Source organism: Sphingomonas sp. R647, from assembly GCF_020177055.1.
Taxonomy (GTDB): domain Bacteria; phylum Pseudomonadota; class Alphaproteobacteria; order Sphingomonadales; family Sphingomonadaceae; genus Sphingomonas.
The window spans coordinates 810651-830152 of the sequence record NZ_JAIQXT010000001.1 but is presented as its reverse complement, the minus strand read 5'-3'; the positions used below and the strand labels follow the sequence as shown (position 1 = coordinate 830152).

Annotated in this window: 16 protein-coding genes and 1 pseudogene; 11 read left to right on the top strand and 6 right to left on the bottom strand. The window is 63.9% G+C overall.

The features are described 5' to 3' along the window. Nucleotides 1-12: 12 nt before the first annotated feature. The 3 genes from K9B35_RS03750 to K9B35_RS03740 all read right to left on the bottom strand — a co-directional run bounded on the left by K9B35_RS03750 (nt 13) and on the right by K9B35_RS03740 (nt 1972). Complete coding sequence (locus K9B35_RS03750) at nt 13-204, bottom strand: hypothetical protein (RefSeq protein WP_224920456.1); 192 nt, start codon at nt 202-204, stop codon at nt 13-15. Next, a complete protein-coding gene (locus K9B35_RS03745) occupies nt 201-1349 on the bottom strand; it encodes a PepSY-associated TM helix domain-containing protein (protein WP_224920455.1) in 1149 nt (382 codons plus the stop codon). Before K9B35_RS03745 ends, K9B35_RS03750 begins: the two co-directional genes overlap by 4 nt. 92 nt (nt 1350-1441) lie before the next feature. Further along, entirely contained in the window at nt 1442-1972 is a 531-nt protein-coding gene (locus K9B35_RS03740; RefSeq protein WP_224920454.1) for an rRNA large subunit pseudouridine synthase E, read from the bottom strand. Between the two features lie 47 nt (nt 1973-2019). Between K9B35_RS03740 and K9B35_RS03735 the strand changes: the two genes are divergently transcribed. Further along, complete coding sequence (locus K9B35_RS03735) at nt 2020-2481, top strand: vgr related protein (RefSeq protein ID WP_224920453.1); 462 nt, start codon at nt 2020-2022, stop codon at nt 2479-2481. 6 nt (nt 2482-2487) lie between these two features. Here the strand turns inward: K9B35_RS03735 and K9B35_RS03730 are convergent, their stop codons facing one another. Next, nucleotides 2488-4251: a hypothetical protein gene (locus K9B35_RS03730; protein ID WP_224920452.1), complete on the bottom strand. Its 1764-nt coding sequence runs from the start codon at nt 4249-4251 to the stop codon at nt 2488-2490. A gap of 243 nt (nt 4252-4494) precedes the next feature. Here K9B35_RS03730 and K9B35_RS03725 point away from each other — a divergent pair, with 243 nt between their 5' ends. The 10 genes and pseudogenes from K9B35_RS03725 (at nt 4495) to K9B35_RS03680 (ending at nt 16026) form a co-directional block, all read left to right on the top strand. Further along, entirely contained in the window at nt 4495-6354 is a 1860-nt protein-coding gene (locus K9B35_RS03725; RefSeq protein ID WP_224920451.1) for a transferrin-binding protein-like solute binding protein, read from the top strand. Between the two features lie 5 nt (nt 6355-6359). Further along, nucleotides 6360-7664 carry a surface lipoprotein assembly modifier gene (locus K9B35_RS03720; protein ID WP_224920450.1) on the top strand — a complete coding sequence of 435 codons (1305 nt, stop codon included), beginning with the start codon at nt 6360-6362 and terminating at the stop codon, nt 7662-7664. Between the two features lie 74 nt (nt 7665-7738). Beyond that, on the top strand, nt 7739-10738 hold the full coding sequence (gene uvrA / locus K9B35_RS03715) for an excinuclease ABC subunit UvrA (protein WP_224920449.1): 3000 nt from the start codon (nt 7739-7741) through the stop codon (nt 10736-10738). A 229-nt stretch (nt 10739-10967) separates the two neighbouring features. Continuing rightward, nucleotides 10968-13370 (top strand): AAA family ATPase, encoded by a 2403-nt coding sequence (locus K9B35_RS03710; protein ID WP_412103435.1) that lies wholly within the window; start codon nt 10968-10970, stop codon nt 13368-13370. Between the two features lie 85 nt (nt 13371-13455). Beyond that, nucleotides 13456-13746, top strand: a pseudogene (locus K9B35_RS20130) (cupin domain-containing protein); the annotation flags it as partial. A 63-nt stretch (nt 13747-13809) separates the two neighbouring features. Further along, a complete protein-coding gene (locus K9B35_RS03700; RefSeq protein ID WP_224920447.1) occupies nt 13810-14076 on the top strand; it encodes a hypothetical protein in 267 nt (88 codons plus the stop codon). Further along, nucleotides 14069-14614, top strand: a complete 546-nt coding sequence (locus tag K9B35_RS03695) for a hypothetical protein (protein ID WP_224920446.1) — start codon at nt 14069-14071, stop codon at nt 14612-14614. Before K9B35_RS03700 ends, K9B35_RS03695 begins: the two co-directional genes overlap by 8 nt. 62 nt (nt 14615-14676) lie before the next feature. Next, on the top strand, nt 14677-15069 hold the full coding sequence (locus tag K9B35_RS03690) for a hypothetical protein (protein ID WP_224920506.1): 393 nt from the start codon (nt 14677-14679) through the stop codon (nt 15067-15069). Nucleotides 15070-15533: 464 nt separating this feature from the next. Beyond that, complete coding sequence (locus tag K9B35_RS03685) at nt 15534-15746, top strand: cold-shock protein (RefSeq protein ID WP_224920445.1); 213 nt, start codon at nt 15534-15536, stop codon at nt 15744-15746. An 82-nt stretch (nt 15747-15828) separates the two neighbouring features. Continuing rightward, entirely contained in the window at nt 15829-16026 is a 198-nt protein-coding gene (locus K9B35_RS03680; protein WP_224920444.1) for a hypothetical protein, read from the top strand. 145 nt (nt 16027-16171) lie between these two features. Here the strand turns inward: K9B35_RS03680 and K9B35_RS03675 are convergent, their stop codons facing one another. Together K9B35_RS03675 and K9B35_RS03670 are read right to left on the bottom strand one after the other, a co-directional pair. Next, nucleotides 16172-16762, bottom strand: coding sequence for a hypothetical protein (locus tag K9B35_RS03675; protein WP_224920443.1), 591 nt, complete (start codon nt 16760-16762; stop codon nt 16172-16174). Nucleotides 16763-16871: 109 nt separating this feature from the next. Further along, on the bottom strand, nt 16872-19451 hold the full coding sequence (locus K9B35_RS03670; RefSeq protein ID WP_224920442.1) for a TonB-dependent receptor: 2580 nt from the start codon (nt 19449-19451) through the stop codon (nt 16872-16874). Nucleotides 19452-19502 lie beyond the last annotated feature (51 nt).

Sequence of the window (19502 nt, the reverse complement as noted above, 5' to 3'; positions counted from 1 at the left end):
GTCTAGTTGAGTTCAGGAACGGCGCAGCCAGCTGCGCAGGAAAATCAGGACGGGCAGGGCGAGCAACAGCGACGCGGCAACATCGCGCCACCCGTCACCGGTGAGGCCGAGGATCAGGCCGGTCAGGCTCGCAACCAGCAGCAATGCGGGCATGGCGAGCACGTTGCCCGCGCGCTGCGGCCCGATGCGGCGCGACGCGTTCACGACGCCGCCCCGGCATGGACGATCTCGTCCACCGCCCGCTCGGTCCCGCGCGCGCCCTTGCCCAGCCACAGCTGCAGGCCGCTCCACAGCACCCAGATCGTCGCCAGCGTCAGGATCGCCCACAGGATCTTGAGCGCGATCCCGCCATAATCGCCAAAGTGCAGCGGCTTGGACAGCATCAGCGCCTGATTGACCGCGGGCATTGCCGCGGTGTCGGTCAGTGCGCCGGTTTCGGCATCCACCAGCGCGGGGGTCAGCACATGGCTGGTCAGCGGCGTGTCGCCCTGAAAGAAGATCGCATAATGCCGCCCGCTGCTCCATGCGCCACCGGGAAAGCCGATGAACTGCGGCGACACGCCGGGCAGCGCCGCCTGCGCCGCCGCCATCGCCTTGTCGACCGATCCATAGGCGGCGGGGGCCAGCGGCCGGTCGCCGCCATGTGCTGCGACCATGGCCTTGAGCTCACCCTCGCGCCAGCTGTCGGTCAGCGGATCGGCAAAGGCGTTGATCACGCCGGTCAACCCGACCACCAGCGCCCAGCCCAGCGTCACTACGCCGAGCAGGTTATGCGTATCGAGCCGCCGCACCCGCTTGCTCCGCGTCTTGCGCAGCGTGCCAAAGCGCAGGCGGCGCATGAACGGGACGTAGAGCACCACGCCGGAAATGATCGCGAGCACGAACAGCCCGCCCATCACGCCGAGGAACAACATCCCCGGAAGCCCCAGGAACATGTCGGTGTGCAACTGGAGCAGGAAGTGCATCACGCCTTCCTCCTTGATCTCGCCCGCGCTCGCGCCGGTGGTGCGGTCATAGGAGAACAGCCGCATCTGCGATCCCGGCGCGTCAGGCGTCGGACCCGTGGTCACAGTCAGGATCGGATTGTCTGCGCTGAACCCGACGAACAGCGGCACCCCGCCGCCACCCTCGGCCACCGCCTTGGCGATCAGCGTGTCGAGCGGAACGCCGCCCTGCGCCGACGGCATACCCTGCATCGCCGCCGCCGCGTCATGCTCGGTCAGCGCCTCGACCTCGTCATGGAAAATCAGTGGCAGCCCGGTGACGCACAGCATCAGCAGGAATCCGGTGCACACGATGCTCGACCATTTGTGGATCAGGAACCAGGCCTTGATCGTCGAGCGGGACACGGTGTGCGGCTTTCCTCGGCAAACAACGTTACGCCGCGCGCCTAACCCGCTTCGCCGCGCCCGTCAATGCGAGGCATTCGCATTTGCAACCGCTAAACGCTCCGCCACGTCCCCGGCGCGACGTCGTCCAGCGTCCAGTCGCCCACCCGCCAGCGCACCAGCCGCAACGTCGGATGCCCGACCGCCGCCGTCATCCGCCGCACCTGCCGGTTGCGCCCTTCGGTGATCGTCACCGCGATCCAGCAATCCGGCACGCTCTTGCGGAACCTCACCGGCGGGTCGCGCGGCCAGATCGCCGGCGGATCGATCCGCTCGGCCAGCGCCGGCCGCGTCAGCCCGTCCTTCAGCCGCACCCCTGTGCGCAGCGCCGCCAGCGCTGCCTCGTCCGGCTCGCCCTCGACCTGCACCCAATAGGTCTTGGCGACCTTGTGCTTGGGGTCCGCGATCCGCGCCTGCAACCGCCCGTCATCGGTCAGCAGCAACAGCCCCTCGCTGTCCCGGTCCAGCCGCCCGGCGGGATACACGCCCGGCACGTCGATGAACCCGGCCAGCGTCGGATGCCCGCTCCCTTCATCGGTGAATTGCGACAGGACGCCCCACGGCTTGTTGAACAGGATCAGCATGACCGTGCTCTAGACATAACCCGCCTGCGCATCCACCTCTTGCGACAATGACTGCCCGCCGCCCGCTCACCCCCGCAGAGATCGCCCTGTCGCGCAGCGTGTTCGGCGACGCGATCGACTATGCCGCCGCCGGCGTCGCCAACCGCAAATGGATCTTCTTCCAGCCGCGCAACGTGACGATGGCCCCGCTGGGCTGCATCCATTTCCACCCCAAGGGCACCGCCTATCGCGACGATTTCGCCACCGCCTCGCTCGGCCTTCAGGCGCATTTCATCCATGAGATGACGCATGTGTGGCAGCATCAGCGCGGCCTCTTCCTGCCCCTGCGCCGCCACCCGTTTTGCCGCTACGATTACGCGATCAAGCCCGGCTGGACGCTTGAGCGCTACGGGATCGAGCAGCAGGCGGAGATCGTCAAACACGCCTTCCTCCTCGCGCGCGGCGCATCCGTCGCCGGTGCGCCGCCACGCGAGGTCTATCGCGCCATCCTGCCCTTCACGCCGGCCTGACCGCGCTCACTGCGGCCGCTCGAGCGTGTTTTCCCTCAGCGACTGCCCCGGTTCGCTGCTCCGCGCCGGGGGCGGGGGAGGCGGCGGAGGGGGAGGCGGAGGCGGCGGCGGAGCCACCCGCACCGGCGGCGGCGGCGGTGCAACACGCACCGGTGCAGGCTGCACACGCGGCTGGCCCTGCGGCTGCGGACGCCATTGCGGCGGAGGCGGAGCGACCGGCGTGCTCCGCGGCTGTGGCGCGACCCGTATCGGAGCCTGCGGCCCGCTCTCGCGCGGGGCGGTGCCCTCGGGCATCCGGCGCCGCCATTCGGCTGGCCGCTCGCCGCCGGGCCGTCCTACCCCGGGGCGCGGCGGGCGCGGCGGAGTCGCAACCGGCGGAGTCGCAGGTGCAGGCTGCACCGCGACCGGCGGGGGAGGGGGCGTCGTCGGTACCGGCGCAGGCGTCGTCACCGGCGGGCGTCCCCCGCCAGCACCCGGCTGTCCGCCACCGGGCCGCCCATCACCGGGCCGTCCGCCGCCAGGGCGCCCCGATCCGGGCTGTCCGCCATCGGGCTGGCCCGCGCCGGGGCGACCGGGAACACCGGGCTGCGCACCCTCAGGCCGACCGCCGCCCGGCCGTCCAGCTCCCGGCTGCCCGCCCTCAGGTCGACCACCGCCCGGACGCCCGGCACCCGGCTGTCCGCCCTCAGGCCGACCACCACCCGGACGCCCGGCACCCGGCTGTCCACCATCGGGCCGACCCGTCCCCGGGCGCCCAGTTCCCGGCGGGCCACCCTCGGGCCGCCCGCCACCCGGACGTCCAACGCCCGGCTGCCAGCCGTCAGGACGCCCAGTCCCGGGCCTTCCGGTGCCAGGGCGACCATCACCCGGACGCGGTCCGCCCGGCCGTCCAGCCTCAGGCCGTCCGCCGCCGGGCCGTCCAGCCCCCGGCCGACCATCGCCATCGCGCCACGGCGGACGCACGCCCAGCCCCGGCCGACCCGGTCGCCCCGGCCCGTCAAAGCGCGGCGGCGGTCCGCGAAACCCGTCGCGCTGCCAGCGCCGGAAGCGGTCGCCGTCCAGCCGCCGCCGCTGGCGCTCGCGCTCCAGCCCCAATCGCCAGCGCACCGCATCGGACGTGCCGCGCCACCGCTGCCACCCCGGATGCCGCACCCGCCCGGTTTCCCAGCGCAGCCGCCATTCGATCACCGTCGCGACCTGCCCGGCCCACCATCCGGCATCGACCGCATCCCATTGCTCGGTCCCATCCGCCGCCTCGCGCAGCGCGACCGCGCGATCGTACAGCTCCTCGGCGCGATCGTCCCACATGTCGCTCTCGCGCGGGGACAGCGCCGCCCCGCCGCTATCATACACCACCGCCAGCCGCTGCTGCTGATAGGCGAACGACCGCCGCGCCTCCTGCACCAGGAACGGCGTATCCGCGTCCGGTTCGAAATAATAATAGCGCATCGCGCCGTCGCGATCGGTCTCCGCCAGCACCAGATGCCCGGTCTGCAACTCCCAGCCCCATGCATCATCGCCGCGATAGACAAAGGTGAAGTCCGGCGGCGCATCGCCGATCGCCTCCAACAGGCCATCGGCAGCGTCGATCCAGTAATAGTCCCCGGAGTCCGCCTGCCACCCGGCCTGCGCGACAGGGGAGGGGGCGGCATAGCCCACGGGCGCAGGCGCACTCGCCGCGCTCGCCGACCCGACAAAGCCACCCGCCAGCACCAGCGCGACCGCCGCCAGGCTCACGCCACGCACTCCACGCCCACTCACCTGCCGCATCGTCCCGCTCCTGAAGTTCATGCCCGGATATTCGGCGAGTCGGTATGAACGGCGGGTGGATGGATTTTGGGGGTTGGGCGGTTACTGACGATGCCGCATCGTGACCCGGGGGCTAGCGCCAGATACCGCCATCACGGGCATGTTTCGCGCTTGGCAAGTCACTGTGTCCATTGGCATGCTTCAGCCAATCAATGCGGCGATTCGGTGCCGGTTCGATCTCTGTCTGGGGCTTTCGGGGGTATCATGAAACGGATTTTGCGCGTGCCCGCCATGTCGGCGCTTGTCCTGTTGGCTTCGGCGTGCAGCGGTGGCGGGGCCGGGGGCGGCGGTGTTGGCCCGATTTCCCCCGCGCCCGGGCCTTCTCCCGGCGGATCGCCGACGCCTACCCCGTCGCCGTCGCCGTCGCCGACCAACAGCTCGCTCGCTGACCTTCAGGTCAGCGAGACATTTACGAGCAACGCGAGCCAAGCTGCCGCGCGATATGACACCAGCGGCACGGGCGCGGGGACGGCATCGGCGAGCAGCCTCACGGTCAGCTACGATGCCGCCAGTCGCAGCTATACTGTCGCCAATGGCGCGCGGTCACAGACCTTCGCGCAATCGCATGTGGTCCAGAACACGCCGACCGCGACCGTGTATCGTCGCACGAGCGGCGCGGTAACCGACACGCTGACCATGACTCGTCCCGGAACCTCCGGCTCGCTCACCTATCAATATGTGGGCGGCGGGTTCTGGGAACGCGCCATCAGCGGCGCCAGCGCCGTGGACGGATCGGTCGATGCGTTCACCTATGGCGTCGAGACTCCCGATACTGCGCTCGCCCGCACGGGCAATGCCGGCTTTGCCGTCGACCTGCTCGGCGTGTTGAGCAGTCGTTCGGAGGGCGAGCCCAATGCGATGCGCGGTACCGGGTCGCTTATCGTCGACTTTGCCTCGGGGCGGATCGACACGACCGGGCGGTTCGATCTCAGTCGCCCCAGCACCGGTTCCAGCGGTTATGGCGGCGCCTGGAGCGGTCGGGGTCAACTCTCGTCGTCGAGCAATCTGTTTTCGGGTGAGTTCACCATTTTGTCCTTTCGACAAATGACGGGCAGCTTCGACGGGCGATTCTATGGACCGGCGGCGCAAGAGGTCGGCGCCGCATTCTGGGCACGCGCTGCCGATGGTGACGTGGCTGCTGGCGCGTTGCTCGGTCGACGTGACTCGTCGGTGGTATCCGGCAAAAAACTGTCCGAAATCGACAGCGACACCGCCTTTGTCAGCCGCTCGGCCTTCACATCCTATGAACTCGGAGCGGGAGGCATCCCGCGCGTCAATGAACAGCTACGCTACACCGGTGGCGCGGGTTCGACGGCCTGGGTCGATTATAATGCCGCCGCCGCGAACTATACGGTCCGTGTGCAGCGGATCGAGGTCGGCGGCAGCTCCTCTGCGACATATGACAGCTTCACCGTTGGGGCGGGCGATCAACTCGCGACGCAGAATGACGCGCGCTTTACGCTGTATCGCAAGACCCTTGCTGATGGGACGGTCGCGGATATCAAGCTGTACCGTCCGGTTGGGACGAATACCGAACTCGCGCTGAGCTATCTCAGCTTCGCAAGCATTGAGGCGCGGTCGCCGGTTGGTGGCGACGGCCTGTCGACGGTGCGCAACAGCTATGTGCCTTTTGGCTATGCGACGCCCCAGAACCAGATTCCGATCGTGGGAACTGCCAGCTATAATGGGGTGCTATACGGCAACGGGATCGAATATGCGTTTGCCTATGCGCCCGGTGGGACCAACCTGTATAATCTGACGGGAACCGCGCGGTTCGAGCTCGATTTCGGATCTAACCGCGGTACGATGCGGCTGTCCCCGGTCGGTACCGATGTCGCGACTGGCGCCACTAAATCGTTCGGCAACTTCGACTTCGCGCTCAGTCGGTTCGGATCCGACCTGCGCGGATCGGTTGGCGGCGGCATCGTGATCTCCGACTTCAACGGCCTCTTCTATGGCCCGCGCGCGGAAGAGGTCGGTGGCGTGTTCTGGATGCGGTATCAGAATCCGGAGGCGACCCGCTGGACTGAACTCACCGGAATCGCGATCGGCAAGCAGAACTGACGACGATGCTCCGTTCGATGGCGGCGGGCGCCGCGCTGATGCTGACGCCGCTGGCGTGTCTGGCGCAGGAATCCGCGCGGCTGAACGCGACGGAAATGTTCGATGCCGCGCATTCGGCGCGGGTCCAGGGCGATGTTGCCGCTGCCGAAACGCTGTATCGCGCGCTCACACAGGACCCGGATGTCGAGGTTCGGTCGGAAGCGCGATTCCGGCTGGGGATGATGCTCTCTGAACTGGGCCGCCATCGCGACGCGGCGGTCCAATTTCGCGCCTTGCTCGACGAAAAGCCCGATGCGCAGCGTGTCCGGATCGAGCTTGCCCGCGTGCTCGCGCTGATCGGTGACGAGCCCGCAGCGCGGCGTGAACTGCGTCAGGTCCAGTCCGGCCCGTTGCCGCCGGGCGTCAGCCAGGCCGTCGACCAGTTCGCCAACGCGTTACGGTCGCGTAAGCCGCTCGGCGCGAGTGTCGAGTTCGCTCTCGTCCCGGATAGCAACATCAACCGCGCGACCGACTCGCAAACCCTCGACACCATCATCGCGCCGCTCGAACTGTCGGGCGATGCGCGCAATCAATCGGGGATCGGTGCGCGGGTCGCGGGCCAGGTCTTTCTGCGTCGCGGCATCGCGCCCGATCTGGCGATCGTGCCGCGCGTGTCGGGTCAGGCGGAGTTTTACAAACAGGATCAGTTCAACGACCTCTCGGCATCGGGACTGATCGGCCTTGAATGGTCACCGGGCCGGGAGAGATTCCAGCTTTCTGCCGGGAGCACGGCGCGCTGGTACGGGCAATCGTTGCTCGCCACGACCGCGACCGTGACCTTCGACTGGCAGCATCCGCTGGGTAAGCGGACTCAGATCACCGCTGGGGCCAGCGTCGCGCGCAGCGATTATCGGCTCAACGACCTGCAGGACGGATGGCTGTTCAATGGTGAGGTCGGGGTGGAACGGGCTTTCAGCACCCGCGCGGGCGGCGGGCTGACGGGGCGTGTGACGCGCCAGACTGCCGCTGACCCGGCCTATGCCAGCATTTCGGCGGGGGGAACTGCCCTTGGCTGGCGTGAGTTTGGCCGAACCAGCGCATTCGCCGTCGCAAGCGTCAGGAGGCTGGAGGCCGATGCCCGGATGTTTCTTTATCCCCGGCGTCGGCGCGACCTGCTGCTCGGCTTGACGGCTGGCGCGACGTTGCGCGCGTTGAGGGTTCGCGGCTTCGCGCCGGTGGTTCGCCTGTCCTATGAACGGAACTTCTCGACCATCGAAATCTACGATTATCGCCGCGTGGCAACGACGCTCGGCGTAAGCCGCGCCTTCTGACCCCTCGCAACCGGCCGCCCGCGCCCCTATCTCACCCCTAGCTTCCCCTCAAGAACAAAGCTAGAACTCACCGCATGGCACTTACGCATATCTCGGTCCGCGGCGCGCGCGAGCATAACCTCAAGGGCGTGGACATCGACATTCCGCGCGACACGCTCACGGTCATCACCGGCCTGTCGGGCTCGGGCAAGTCGAGTCTCGCCTTCGACACCATCTATGCCGAGGGGCAACGGCGCTATGTCGAGTCCCTGAGCGCCTATGCGCGCCAGTTCCTTGAGATGATGCAGAAGCCCGATGTCGAGCATATCGACGGCCTGTCCCCCGCGATCAGCATCGAGCAGAAGACGACCAGCCGCAACCCGCGCTCGACCGTCGCGACGGTGACCGAGATCTACGATTACATGCGCCTGCTATGGGCGCGCGTCGGCATCCCCTACAGCCCCGCGACGGGCCTGCCGATCGCGGCGCAGACCGTCAGCCAGATGGTCGACCGCGTCCTCGCGCTCCCCGAAGGCACCCGCCTCCTGCTCCTCGCCCCCGTCGTGCGCGGGCGCAAGGGCGAGTATCGCAAGGAACTCGCCGAATGGCAGCGCGCCGGCTTCCAGCGCGTCCGCATCGACGGCGAAACCTATCTGATCGAAGAAGCCCCCGCGCTCGACAAGAAATACAAGCACGACATCGAAGTCGTCGTCGATCGCCTCGTCGTCGGCGGCGACATCGCCACGCGCCTGGCCGAGAGCTTCGAAACCGCGCTGAAACTCGCCGACGGCCTCGCCTTCGTCGATCTGGTGGACACGACGGTCGAGGCAATCACTCCGCAGGCAGGAGGGGCTGTCAGAGAGGCGCGCCAGACATTCGCGGCAGAAGGCGACACGCCCGCCGAGCCAGCGCGCAAGTCCGGCATGAAAAACACCGGCATCCCCGACAACCGCATCGTCTTCTCCGAACGCTTCGCCTGTCCGGTCAGCGGCTTCACCATCGCCGAGATCGAACCGCGCCTGTTCTCCTTCAACGCCCCGCAGGGCGCATGCCCGGCCTGCGACGGCCTCGGCGAAAAGCTGATCTTCGACGAAGACCTCGTCGTCCCCAACCGCGACCTCAGCATCAAGAAGGGCGCCGTCGTCCCCTGGGCCAAGTCCAACCCGCCGTCGCCCTATTACATGCAGGTCCTCGGCAGCCTCGCCCGCGAATTCGGCTTCTCCCTCGACACCCCGTGGAAGGATCTGCCCGGCGAAGTCCAGCTGATCATCCTCCACGGCACCGGCGGCAAGCCGGTCACGCTCACCTTCATCGATGGCCGCAAAAGCTATGACGTGAAGAAGCCGTTCGAGGGCGTCATCGGCAACCTCAACCGCCGCATGCTCCAGACCGAAAGCGCCTGGATGCGTGAGGAACTCTCCAAGTACCAGGCCGCCCACGCCTGCGAAACCTGCCACGGCGCCCGCCTCAAGCCCGAGGCGCTGGCGGTCAAGATCGCCATGCGCGACATCTCCAGCGTCGCTCGCCTGTCGGTCGCCGACGCGGTCCCGTTCTTCAAGACGCTCCCCGACGCGCTCACCGGCCAGCAACAGGAAATCGCCCGCGCGATCCTCAAGGAAATCGACGAACGCCTCGGCTTCCTCAACAATGTCGGCCTCGACTACCTCAACCTCGATCGCACCAGCGGCACGCTGTCGGGCGGGGAGAGCCAGCGCATCCGCCTCGCCTCGCAAATCGGCAGCGGCCTCTCCGGCGTCCTCTACGTCCTCGACGAACCCAGCATCGGCCTGCATCAGCGCGACAACGACATGCTCCTCGTCACGCTGCGCCGCCTGCGCGATCTCGGCAACACCGTGCTCGTGGTCGAACATGACGAGGACGCGATCCGCAGCGCCGATTACGTCATCGACATGGGCCCTGGCGCCGGCGTCCATGGCGGCGAGGTCGTGGCTCAGGGCACGTTCGACGAAGTGCTCGCGTCTGAAAACTCCATCACCGCCGACTATCTCGCCGGCCGCCGCGAAGTCCCGCTCCCCAAAAAGCGGCGCAAGGGCAATGGCAAGAAGCTGACCGTCCACAACGCCACCGCCAACAACCTGACCGGCGTCACCGCGTCGATCCCGCTCGGCACCTTCACCTGCATCACCGGCGTGTCCGGCTCGGGCAAGTCGAGCTTCACCATCGACACGCTCTACGCCGCCGCCGCCCGCGCGCTCAACGGCGCCCGCGTCCTCGCTGGCAAGCATGACAAGATCACCGGCCTCGACCATCTCGACAAGGTGATCGACATCGATCAGTCGCCGATCGGCCGCACCCCGCGCTCCAACCCCGCGACATATACCGGCGCCTTCACCAACATCCGCGACTGGTTCGCGGGGCTGCCCGAGGCACAGGCGCGCGGCTACAAGCCCGGCCGGTTCAGCTTCAACGTCAAGGGCGGGCGGTGTGAGGCATGCACCGGCGACGGCCTGCTCAAGATCGAAATGCACTTCCTCCCCGACGTCTACGTCACCTGCGACGTGTGCCACGGCCAGCGCTACAACCGCGAAACGCTGGAAGTGAAGTTCAAGGGCCGCAGCATCGCCGACGTGCTCGACATGACGGTCGAGGACGCGGTCGAATTCTTCAAGGCCGTCCCCCCGATCCGCGACAAGATGGCAATGCTCGCCGAAGTCGGCCTCGGCTACGTCAAGGTCGGCCAACAGGCCACGACCCTCTCCGGCGGCGAAGCCCAGCGCGTCAAACTCGCCAAGGAACTCAGCCGCCGCGCCACCGGCCAGACGCTGTACATCTTGGATGAACCCACCACCGGCCTGCATTTCGAGGACGTCCGCAAGCTGCTCGAAGTCCTCCATGCGCTGGTCGAACAGGGCAACACCGTGGTGGTGATCGAACATAACCTCGACGTCATCAAGACCGCCGACTGGATCCTAGACCTGGGACCCGAAGGCGGCGTCAAGGGCGGCGAGATCGTCGCCGAAGGCACGCCGGAAAAGGTGGCGAAGGAACCGCGGAGTTATACTGGCAAGTATCTTGCGCCGTTGCTAGCGAAACATTGTTTTGCCGATGCGTCCAACCTTGCAGAAGGGGGCTAGACAAACAGCTCGTTACTGCACGATGCTCCCTTAATAGATTTGGGGGGGGGCCGTAATGCCGAACGCTACTACCACTCTAACGGTCGATGCGCCGCAATTCGCTGGTGGTCTGTCAAAATTTGTGTTCGGCTGGCTTAGCGTTACGCCGAGCGTAATTGCGGACGGGGCAACTAAAATGTTGGCCGCGGTTTCAAGTGGTGATGCTGCACACGCTAAAGCTTGAGAACTAATCTCGAGGTCAGTCGGTCGAGCGCTCGCGGCAATGCTTAAAGAACACCAGCAGTCATTGTCGATCGATATCGAAAGGATGACGCGTTTTGTCGCTGATGGCGCAATCGGGAGCGTAATAGACTTAGAAATACCTAATAATTTCTTATCCAACCCTCAAGACGCCGAATTTTTTGAACGCCTTCAGCCTGCTGTCGCGAAATGGCTAGAATCAATTAACATATCATCGAGCGATGCAAGTAATATTTCTTCTCGTTTGAGTGGGCGTTTTGCTGTAGCTTTAGCAGATGAGTGGCGGGAGCGGCCTTCTCATTATCAGGGCTCTTTGGGAGCTTTTAAAACTCCTTTTGATGATGCATCTAAATTTGAAAAAGATCAGTATTCCTATAGAGCCTACCTGTCCGGATTGATAGAAGAGTCGGTCTTCGACGAGACTTTCAGTCTAAGACAGATCATGCTTCCCTTGAGATGCACTTGGGAGGATGTAAAAAAGGAGCGAAAGCCAAACCGTCCTGATGCCGATTTTCTTAAGAAACCAGAGCATCTTGTCGGATGGCTTCACGATAAAGTTACCGACTGGATTCTTCAAGATAAGTCTAAGAGCCCGGTCTGTCTTATTAAGGGGGGTCCTGGCTCCGGTAAATCTTCATATGCAAAATTTTTGGCTGGATATCTCGCATCTAGCGGAGTGAGAGTGATTTTCATTCCTCTTCATTTGATAAACATTAAGTCAAGTGTGGAGGATTCGATTGAAGAATATCTGACTGCGGCAGGGCATTTTTCTTCCTTCTCCCTTGACGAATTCACCAAGTCAAAGTGTGTATTGATCTTCGACGGGCTTGATGAGCTGCAATTGCAGGGGCGGCTGTCGCAAGAGACCGCGCATTCATTCATGGCCGAACTCATGCGCTTTCTTCAGACGAAGAACAGTAGCAGGCGCAATGTTATCGCGGTTGTCACGGGAAGGGATGTCGCAATTCAGTCGACCGACTCCGTGGTGCGGTCTCAAGGCTTTTCTCTCAACGTCGCTCCCTATTCTTTCACCAATCGACATGCCGACCGCATTTCGGACGACGCAGACAAGTCAATTCGAGATTTAGATCAGCGCGACGAGTGGTGGTTAAATTATGGAAAACTGATTGGCGTCTCGTACGAGAAAATGCCGGATCAGCTCCGCGTGGGTGAGCTTGATGAGATTACGGTTCATCCTCTATTAAATTATTTGGTAGCACTTGCTATCAAGCAGGGCCTGGTTGTTGATAAGAATACAGATATTAACTCGGTTTATAGATACCTTCTGCAGGCGGTCTATGAACGAGCATGGAGTGACAGCGCGCATCCAGCTTTGAGGGATCTGCAATTTAGTGATTTTATGCGCTTACTGGAGGAGGTTGCCATTTGCGTCTGGCATGGCGCTGGAAGAACGACAACAATGATGGAAGTAGAAAAACATTGTCGTGCTAATGGTATGTCAGGCCTTTTGGATTCCCTGAAAGCAGGTGCAACATCCGGGGTTTCTAAGATATTACTTGCATTTTATTTCAGAGAACAGGGCACGCGTGAAGACGGAGAAAAGACATTCGAATTTACGCATAAGAGCTTTGCAGAGTATCTCATAGCGACCCGTATCGTTCGGTTGATAGATCAAGTAACTAAGCGCTTGGCAGAAAACGGAGTTGATCGCGACGCGGGCTGGGATGTTACGGCATGCTTGCTGCGCTGGATCGATGTAACTGGTAAATCTCCGATCGATAATTATGTGTTCCCCTTTATACGTCGGGAAATTTTGTCCCGTGATACGTCAGCAGGCCAGTGGCAGAATTGTATTTCTGAGTTGCTAAGCGTGGCGCTAAATTCCCGCTTGCCCATGCATCGCGCCAACCTTCCCACTTATCGGGAGATGTGTGAGTACGAGCGGAATGCAGAAGAGGCGCTTTTTGTGTGCGTCAATGCGTGCGCGCGTACAACTGAAAAGGTCACCAAGCTTAATGTCGTCGGATCGACTGCCATAGCGGAAGCGATCAGACGAATTCAGGGCCAGCGCAGTGGTCCTACCAATCGTTTGATTCAATCATGTCTTTCGTTTTTCGACTTCAGTGATAATTGTTTCGATTCTGCTGATTTATATAATGCCGATCTGAGCAACTCTGTGATGAAAAACGCGGAGCTCAATTTGGCCATATTGGTGAGCGCAAATGCGGAAAACTGTGATTTCAATGGTGCTCAATTTTTTAAAGCAAACGTCGATGAAATTCATGTAAATGGGGCCAAATTCTCGTCGCCGATGGATGAAATATCCGACGCGATAGTGAGTAGTGCTACTCATGGCAAAAATGCAAAGCAAAAACTGAGGGGTCGTGGAGTGACCGGTAACTCGGCTGGCCGAAGGAACAAGGAGAAGTAGGTAAAAGCCTTACCTGCCCACCGGGTCTACTCGTCTCGACCTCAATGCCGCGCTACACCCAATCCAGTCGGCAACCTAGAAGGGCCACGTCGCCGACGGGATCGAGGGGCGGCTGGTCATGCAATACAGCTTCACCGAAAGCTGGACCGCGTGGGAAGTGCATCCGCACGGCGCGGAACTGGTCATCTGCACTGCGGGGGAAATGACGCTGGTGCAGGAACTGCCCGATGGCAGCACCACCCGCGAAACCCTCACCCCCGGCGACTATGCGATCAACCCGCCCGGCGTCTGGCACACGGCGGACGTGCCCCCCGGCACCACCGCCACCGCCATCTTCATCACCCCCGGCGCCGGCACCGACCACCGCCCGCGCTGATCCGTCCTTGCATCCCCCCGCCAGCTGCGCTCTGATCCCGGCCAACGGGAACGGGGGACCATGATGACCGACATCGTCGCGCTGCTGATCATCTTTGGCGGCATTGCCTTCCCGTTCATCGCCATGCCCTTGCTCTGGCGCCGCATGAAGCGCGTGCGCGACGCGACCTATCGGGAAGCCAAAGCCAAGGCGGTGACGCAGACCGCGTGGGAGGAAACCGCGCCGCGTCCCGACGGCCTCGCCACCACCCGCCGCAACGATCCCAACGAAGCGCTGCTCGACCTCGGCGACCGCGCCCGCCACAGCCGCTGGCCGCTCACCAATGACTGACGCCCCACCGCCCGCCGCGCTCGCCACCACGCTGGATCGCGAACTGCACTGGCTCGAAACCCTGATCCATCAGCGGATCGAGAATCACATGGGGCAGGGGGACTCCGCGCCTGGCGTGCTGACGCTGCCAGAGCCGCCCGAGCTGCCCGGTCGCTGCGCTTATGGTGCAGCGGTCACGATCAACCGGCTGAGCGCGGATGAGCGGCTCGCGCTGATTCTCGCCTTGGCGCCGTGGCTGCGGCCGCAGGCGCTGGACCTGCTGTTCGTCCGCAACGCCAATCTCGACCGCGGCTTTACCGAATTTGGCGGGCGGGCGCACGGGCTCGCGAGCGGCTTTGCGCCGACGCGACAGACCGCGCTGTTCCTGCTCGCCGGGGATGCGCTCGATCGCCGTCTCCCCGCCATGGCGCTGTTCGGGGCGGACGGCGTGCTGGTGCGTCAGCGGCTGATCGTGCTTCAGCCGGACGATTTCGCGCCCTGGCTCCCGCTCGAACCCCATCCCGAATTGCTCGCGCGGCTGCTGCGGAATCCGGGCTGAGCGGAACCTGCCGCGCTTCTTGTTGTTCTCGCCATTCGGATTGTTTTTCAGCGAGATCGACCATGGCCACCCGTACCGCGTCCCCCAAGACCAAGCCCGCCACGCGCGCCACCACCAAGCGCGCCGCCCCCCGCAAGACCCCCGCGCGCAAGGCTCCGGCCAAGAAGGCCGCGGCTGGCGCGAAGGGCGGGGCGACCACCGCCGCGCTCGCCACGCTGCGCCGCAACGCCTTCCCGCTCGCCGGCGCGATCGCAGCTGGCGCCGCGACTGCCGCTGCGTTGTTCTTCAAGCGCCGCACCAACGTCCTCGCTGAGGGCCACCCCGCGCCGGATCTTGAAGGCGACACGCATCCCGGTGCCGACGACCGCGCCGACCCGCACTTCCGCCCCGACATGGACGCCCCGATGACCGCCGCAGACCGCGCCGCGCTCGCCCCGGTCACGTCCGTAAACTGAGCCGCACGGACGGGGAGGGGCTTTCCTACAGACCCCCGTCCGGCATATCTGGATGGTCCTATCGCACCCGACAGGACCATCCATATGCTCCCGCCTGACACACCTCCCGAACCGCCTGACAACTCTGTCGCGTCATCGTCGCATAGGTGTCGCGTGAGCGTCACAAAGCAGTCGCGTCGCGGGCGCAATCCAGTCCTGTCAGCCCGAAATACCCCCCATTTTTGTCAGCATCGTCGGACAGCTGTCAGCCTCCGCCACGACTGGCCCAGCGCCGGGGCGGGGGAGGGCAAATACTCCCCGCCAGGACCGGCCCTTGCAATTTCAGCGCATTGGGCGCATATAGGTGCTGCTACAGTCGCAAATCGACGGTCTTCGGTGCTTTGCGGCCCCTTCTTCCTTCTTTCCCTGCCTCCGCAGCCAAGGTCCGTCCACACGGGGCGTGCCGATTAAAGAAGGAATACCCAATGAGCATCACCGGAACCGTCAAGTTTTTCAACGCCGACAAGGGCTATGGCTTCATCGCTCCCGACAATGGCGGCGGCGACGCGTTCGTTCACATCTCGGCCGTTGAGCGCGCCGGCATGGCGACGCTGAACCAGGACCAGCGCGTCAGCTACGAGCTGGAGCAGGACAAGCGCGGCAAGATGGCCGCCGTGAACCTGCAGTCGGCAGACTAATCGGCTGCCGGGCGGCACGCGCCATCTGGTGCGCGCCGCCCGGCGCTTTCCATTTTGTTTTTGGCAGCAACGGAGATTCCCGATGGCAGCTCATCCGCTTACCTATCGTGACAACGCCGCGAAGTGCCGCGCCGACGCGGATACCGCGACGCTCGACAATGTCCGCGACCGCAATCTGCGCGCTGAAGCCGCATGGCTCGCCATGGCGGATCGCCAGGAACGCACCGAAACCGCCCGCGCCGAGCGTGAGGCAAATGTGACACCCAGACAGGACGCCTAGTGAATTCTAATTTTTCGAATAAGTATCAGACTGTTACCAATCATCTCCGGCCAGCCCGCGCACCGTTTACATTCCTTGCGCACCGCACGCCCGACGACCTCCGCGCCGCCGCAATTGCCCGCGCCGCCGTCCTTGAAGTGATCGGCTAAAACACCTCGGCAATCCCCGCGGTCAGCAACAACAGGCTGACCGCCGCCAGCATCAGGGCATTGGCCCGCCGCCCGCTAACCCGCAGCAACACCAGCAGCAGGATCAGCACGCCGAGCGCGGCCAGCACTTCCACCACATCGCCAGTCCCGGAGAATGTCTCCTCCGGCGACGGCGCGACGAACTCCAGCGCGATCGACCCGATCCAGCTGCCGACATTCGCCGCCAGCAACCCGCCCAGTACCATCCGGTTCTGCCGGTCGTACCACAGGTCGAAATCCGGCCAGTCGGCGGGCTCATCCGGAAAGATCAGCGACGCGGCAAGATAATAGATCCCGACGATCGCCAGCACACTGACCAGCGTCAGGTAATTCGCCACAATCTGGCTCTGCGCCTCCCAGGCCAGCAGCCAGAACGAGGTCAGGTCGAGGATCACGACGATGCCCAACAACGGCGTCAACCACCCGACCCGCACCGCCTTGCCACCGCGCTTGAGCTTCAGCACCCGGGCAAATCCCCCCAGCACCTCGGCAATCGCCAGCCCCAGCAACAGCCCATAGACCGCGAACACCAGCTCGAACGGTGACATCCCCAGCTTCCCCCAAATCCGGGGGCCAGCTTACCCCACTCCTTCCAAAAGAAAACCGCCGCCCCGGTTGCCCGGGACGGCGGTGTTTCCTGTCAGATTGTCGCTTCGATCAGAAGCCGACGACCAGCGAGCCCATGAAGGTCCGCGGATAGCCGATCTGGACGAACGGAGCGCTCGACGAGGTGATGAACTGAGGCGTCGATCCGGTCGTGCGGGTGTCGAAACCCGTGCTCGACAGGTTGCCGTTGAAGCCACCGACATACACTTGGTCGAATGCGTTCATCAGGTTGAACTGGAAGTAGGTCTCGTCGCCGAGGCCCGCCCAGTTGAGCTTCACGCGCGCATGCAGATCAACCAGCGTGTATGCCGGGGTCTTCGCCGGGTAGATCTGAGTGCGCGTATCGACGCCCAGCGGCGAAACCGTGCCCACGGTGACCGGCGTGTTGTCGTCAAAGATGTAGCGCGAGCCGGTCCGCTTCACGTTTGCACCGAATGCCACCGGCCCGACATCGGCATTAAAGCCAGCACCGAGAGTGTAAGTCGGCGCACCCGCCTCGCGCTTGCCGGCGGTCATCGCAAAGATCTGGGACCCGTTCGTGCGCGTCGCGAGCAGGACATTGTCCTGAATTTCCGATTCCATCAGCGAGCCGAAGGCATAGACGCTGAGTGCGGAAATCGGCTGCCAGCTGATGTTGGCATCAATGCCGTACTTCTTCACCGTGCCGAGGTTACGATAGACGGTACGATCCAGCTCGGGATCATAGGCCGAAGCCAGACGATCGGTGTAGTTGGTGTACCAACCGACGACCTGGGCATGAACCGTCGACGAACGGTAACGCAGACCGAGGTCGAAATTGTCGGTCTTTTCCGGGCGCGGATTTGCCTGCTCGGCATTCGTCGGGAAGTAGAAGCTGTTGTACAGATTGTCCGTACCCGGCGCCTGCAGGCCCTGCGAGAAGTTACCGAACGCCGAAATGTTCGACGTCAGGTCATAGACCAGGCCGATGTTCGGCAGTGCCTTCTTGTAGTTGAAGATGCGCTGCTGAGGAGCCTGGGTCGCAAAGGTCACGCCCGCGACCGTCTGGGTCGGGTTCGCCGCCAGCCAGGCCGCCTGTGCCGCCGAATCGCCGTTGAAGCACTCAACGAAGCCCGATGCCGAAGACGTCGCGCAATAGTTGGTCAGATTGCGACGCATGAACGGCATGCGCACACCAACATTGACGGTCAGGTCGCCGAATTCGCCACGATATTCACTAGCGATCTGGTGCAGGATCGCGAACGACAGCCGGTCACGCTTCTGCAATGCGCGGCCATTGCGATCGACCAGCGGATCGTTGATCGGGAACGGGTCGGCCGTGGCGCCATTGGCCTGCAGCATGTTGGTTTCGCCGGTCTGGCGGTGACGTGCGCGGTCATACGAATAAGCGAGACGGACCGTGTTGTTCTCGTCCAGCTCCCAACGCAGCGAGCTGATTACACCGATACGGTGGGTCTGGGTCTGGCTGGGGGCGAGCACGCGGACCTGGTCGAGCAGGTCGCCGTCGCCATTGAGGTCGCGACCAAAATAGGGCGAGCCGCCGATATAACCGACGATGGGGGTGCCACCCGCGTTGAACGTACCTTCGCGCGCAGTTGCGGTGCCGCCGCCGTTCGCCTTCACGACCTGGAACGACGGATCCACGCTCAGCACGATGTTATCGGCGAGGGTAAAGCGCGATGCACCGCGAATGTTGCCGGTGTTCGACGGGTTGATGCGGCGATCGAATTCCGAACCGCAGCTATTGGCCGAGTCGGCCAGACCCGGACGGCCAACCGCGACGAGGCAGGGCGCGATCGAATAGAAGCGCTCTTCCTTGGTCTGCGGGAAGCGGTTGGGAGTGACGCGGTTTGCGTCCTCGCGCAGCGCGACCGAACCGAAGAAGTTCTTGCGGTTCACGTCATAGGTGCCGGCGAGCGAGATGAAGTCGCCATTGTCGCCGAGCGGCTGATACAGACGCGCATTGTACTGCTGACGGTCGATCTTGCCTTCGCGGTAGAAGGTGGTCGTGCTGGTCAGGTTGCTGGCCGAGATGAACGCGCGCAGGCCCGACGAGGTCAGGTTGCCCGAATCGACCATGCCGAACACGCGGAAGAAGCCATATTCGCCAGCCGAACCGACCAGCTTCACGCCGAACTCTTCGCTCGGCACGCGGGTGCGGTAGTTGACGGTCGAACCGGTCGCTGCTGCGGTCGGGCTGTCGACGTCGGTGGTGCCGAGGTTGACGCTGACGCGCTCGATAAGCTCCATGTCGAGCTGCTGGCTGAAGTACAGGGCATAGTTGCCCGAATCGTTCAGCGGGATACCATCGACGGTCTGGCTGATGCGATCCGACGAGAAGCCGCGGATGGTCATCGTGCCGCCGGCCGAACCGAAGGCGTCGTTGTTCTGGAAGCTGACGCCCGGCAGGCGGTTGATCACTTCGTTGATCGACTGGCCCGGAACCGACTGCTGGATCGCTTCTGCGCTCAGCTCGGCCTTTGCCTTCGACGTGTCGGGAACGATGATGCCGGCGACGCCCGAAGAGACGCTGGTGCCGGTGATGACGATTTCCTGATCGTCAAAATCGACCGAGCCGGTCGACTGCGCGCGTGCGGCGGCAGGAAAAGCGAGCGCAGCAACAGCCGCGCCGATCAGCAGATGGTTTCGCATTGTGGTCCCCTTAGGATGGGCTGTTCAAAGCCTACGCGAGCGGTGTCGTTC

What these genes read in the sequence shown, in the direction of transcription:
- K9B35_RS03740 (WP_224920454.1), bottom strand. Translation starts at nt 1,972, where the DNA reads ATGCTGATCCTGTTCAACAAGCCGTGGGGCGTCCTGTCGCAATTCACC.
- K9B35_RS03735 (WP_224920453.1), top strand. Translation starts at nt 2,020, where the DNA reads ATGACTGCCCGCCGCCCGCTCACCCCCGCAGAGATCGCCCTGTCGCGC.
- K9B35_RS03730 (WP_224920452.1), bottom strand. Translation starts at nt 4,251, where the DNA reads ATGCGGCAGGTGAGTGGGCGTGGAGTGCGTGGCGTGAGCCTGGCGGCG.
- K9B35_RS03725 (WP_224920451.1), top strand. Translation starts at nt 4,495, where the DNA reads ATGAAACGGATTTTGCGCGTGCCCGCCATGTCGGCGCTTGTCCTGTTG.
- K9B35_RS03720 (WP_224920450.1), top strand. Translation starts at nt 6,360, where the DNA reads ATGCTCCGTTCGATGGCGGCGGGCGCCGCGCTGATGCTGACGCCGCTG.
- uvrA (WP_224920449.1), top strand. Translation starts at nt 7,739, where the DNA reads ATGGCACTTACGCATATCTCGGTCCGCGGCGCGCGCGAGCATAACCTC.
- K9B35_RS03700 (WP_224920447.1), top strand. Translation starts at nt 13,810, where the DNA reads ATGACCGACATCGTCGCGCTGCTGATCATCTTTGGCGGCATTGCCTTC.
- K9B35_RS03695 (WP_224920446.1), top strand. Translation starts at nt 14,069, where the DNA reads ATGACTGACGCCCCACCGCCCGCCGCGCTCGCCACCACGCTGGATCGC.
- K9B35_RS03690 (WP_224920506.1), top strand. Translation starts at nt 14,677, where the DNA reads ATGGCCACCCGTACCGCGTCCCCCAAGACCAAGCCCGCCACGCGCGCC.
- K9B35_RS03685 (WP_224920445.1), top strand. Translation starts at nt 15,534, where the DNA reads ATGAGCATCACCGGAACCGTCAAGTTTTTCAACGCCGACAAGGGCTAT.
- K9B35_RS03680 (WP_224920444.1), top strand. Translation starts at nt 15,829, where the DNA reads ATGGCAGCTCATCCGCTTACCTATCGTGACAACGCCGCGAAGTGCCGC.
- K9B35_RS03675 (WP_224920443.1), bottom strand. Translation starts at nt 16,762, where the DNA reads ATGTCACCGTTCGAGCTGGTGTTCGCGGTCTATGGGCTGTTGCTGGGG.
- K9B35_RS03670 (WP_224920442.1), bottom strand. Translation starts at nt 19,451, where the DNA reads ATGCGAAACCATCTGCTGATCGGCGCGGCTGTTGCTGCGCTCGCTTTT.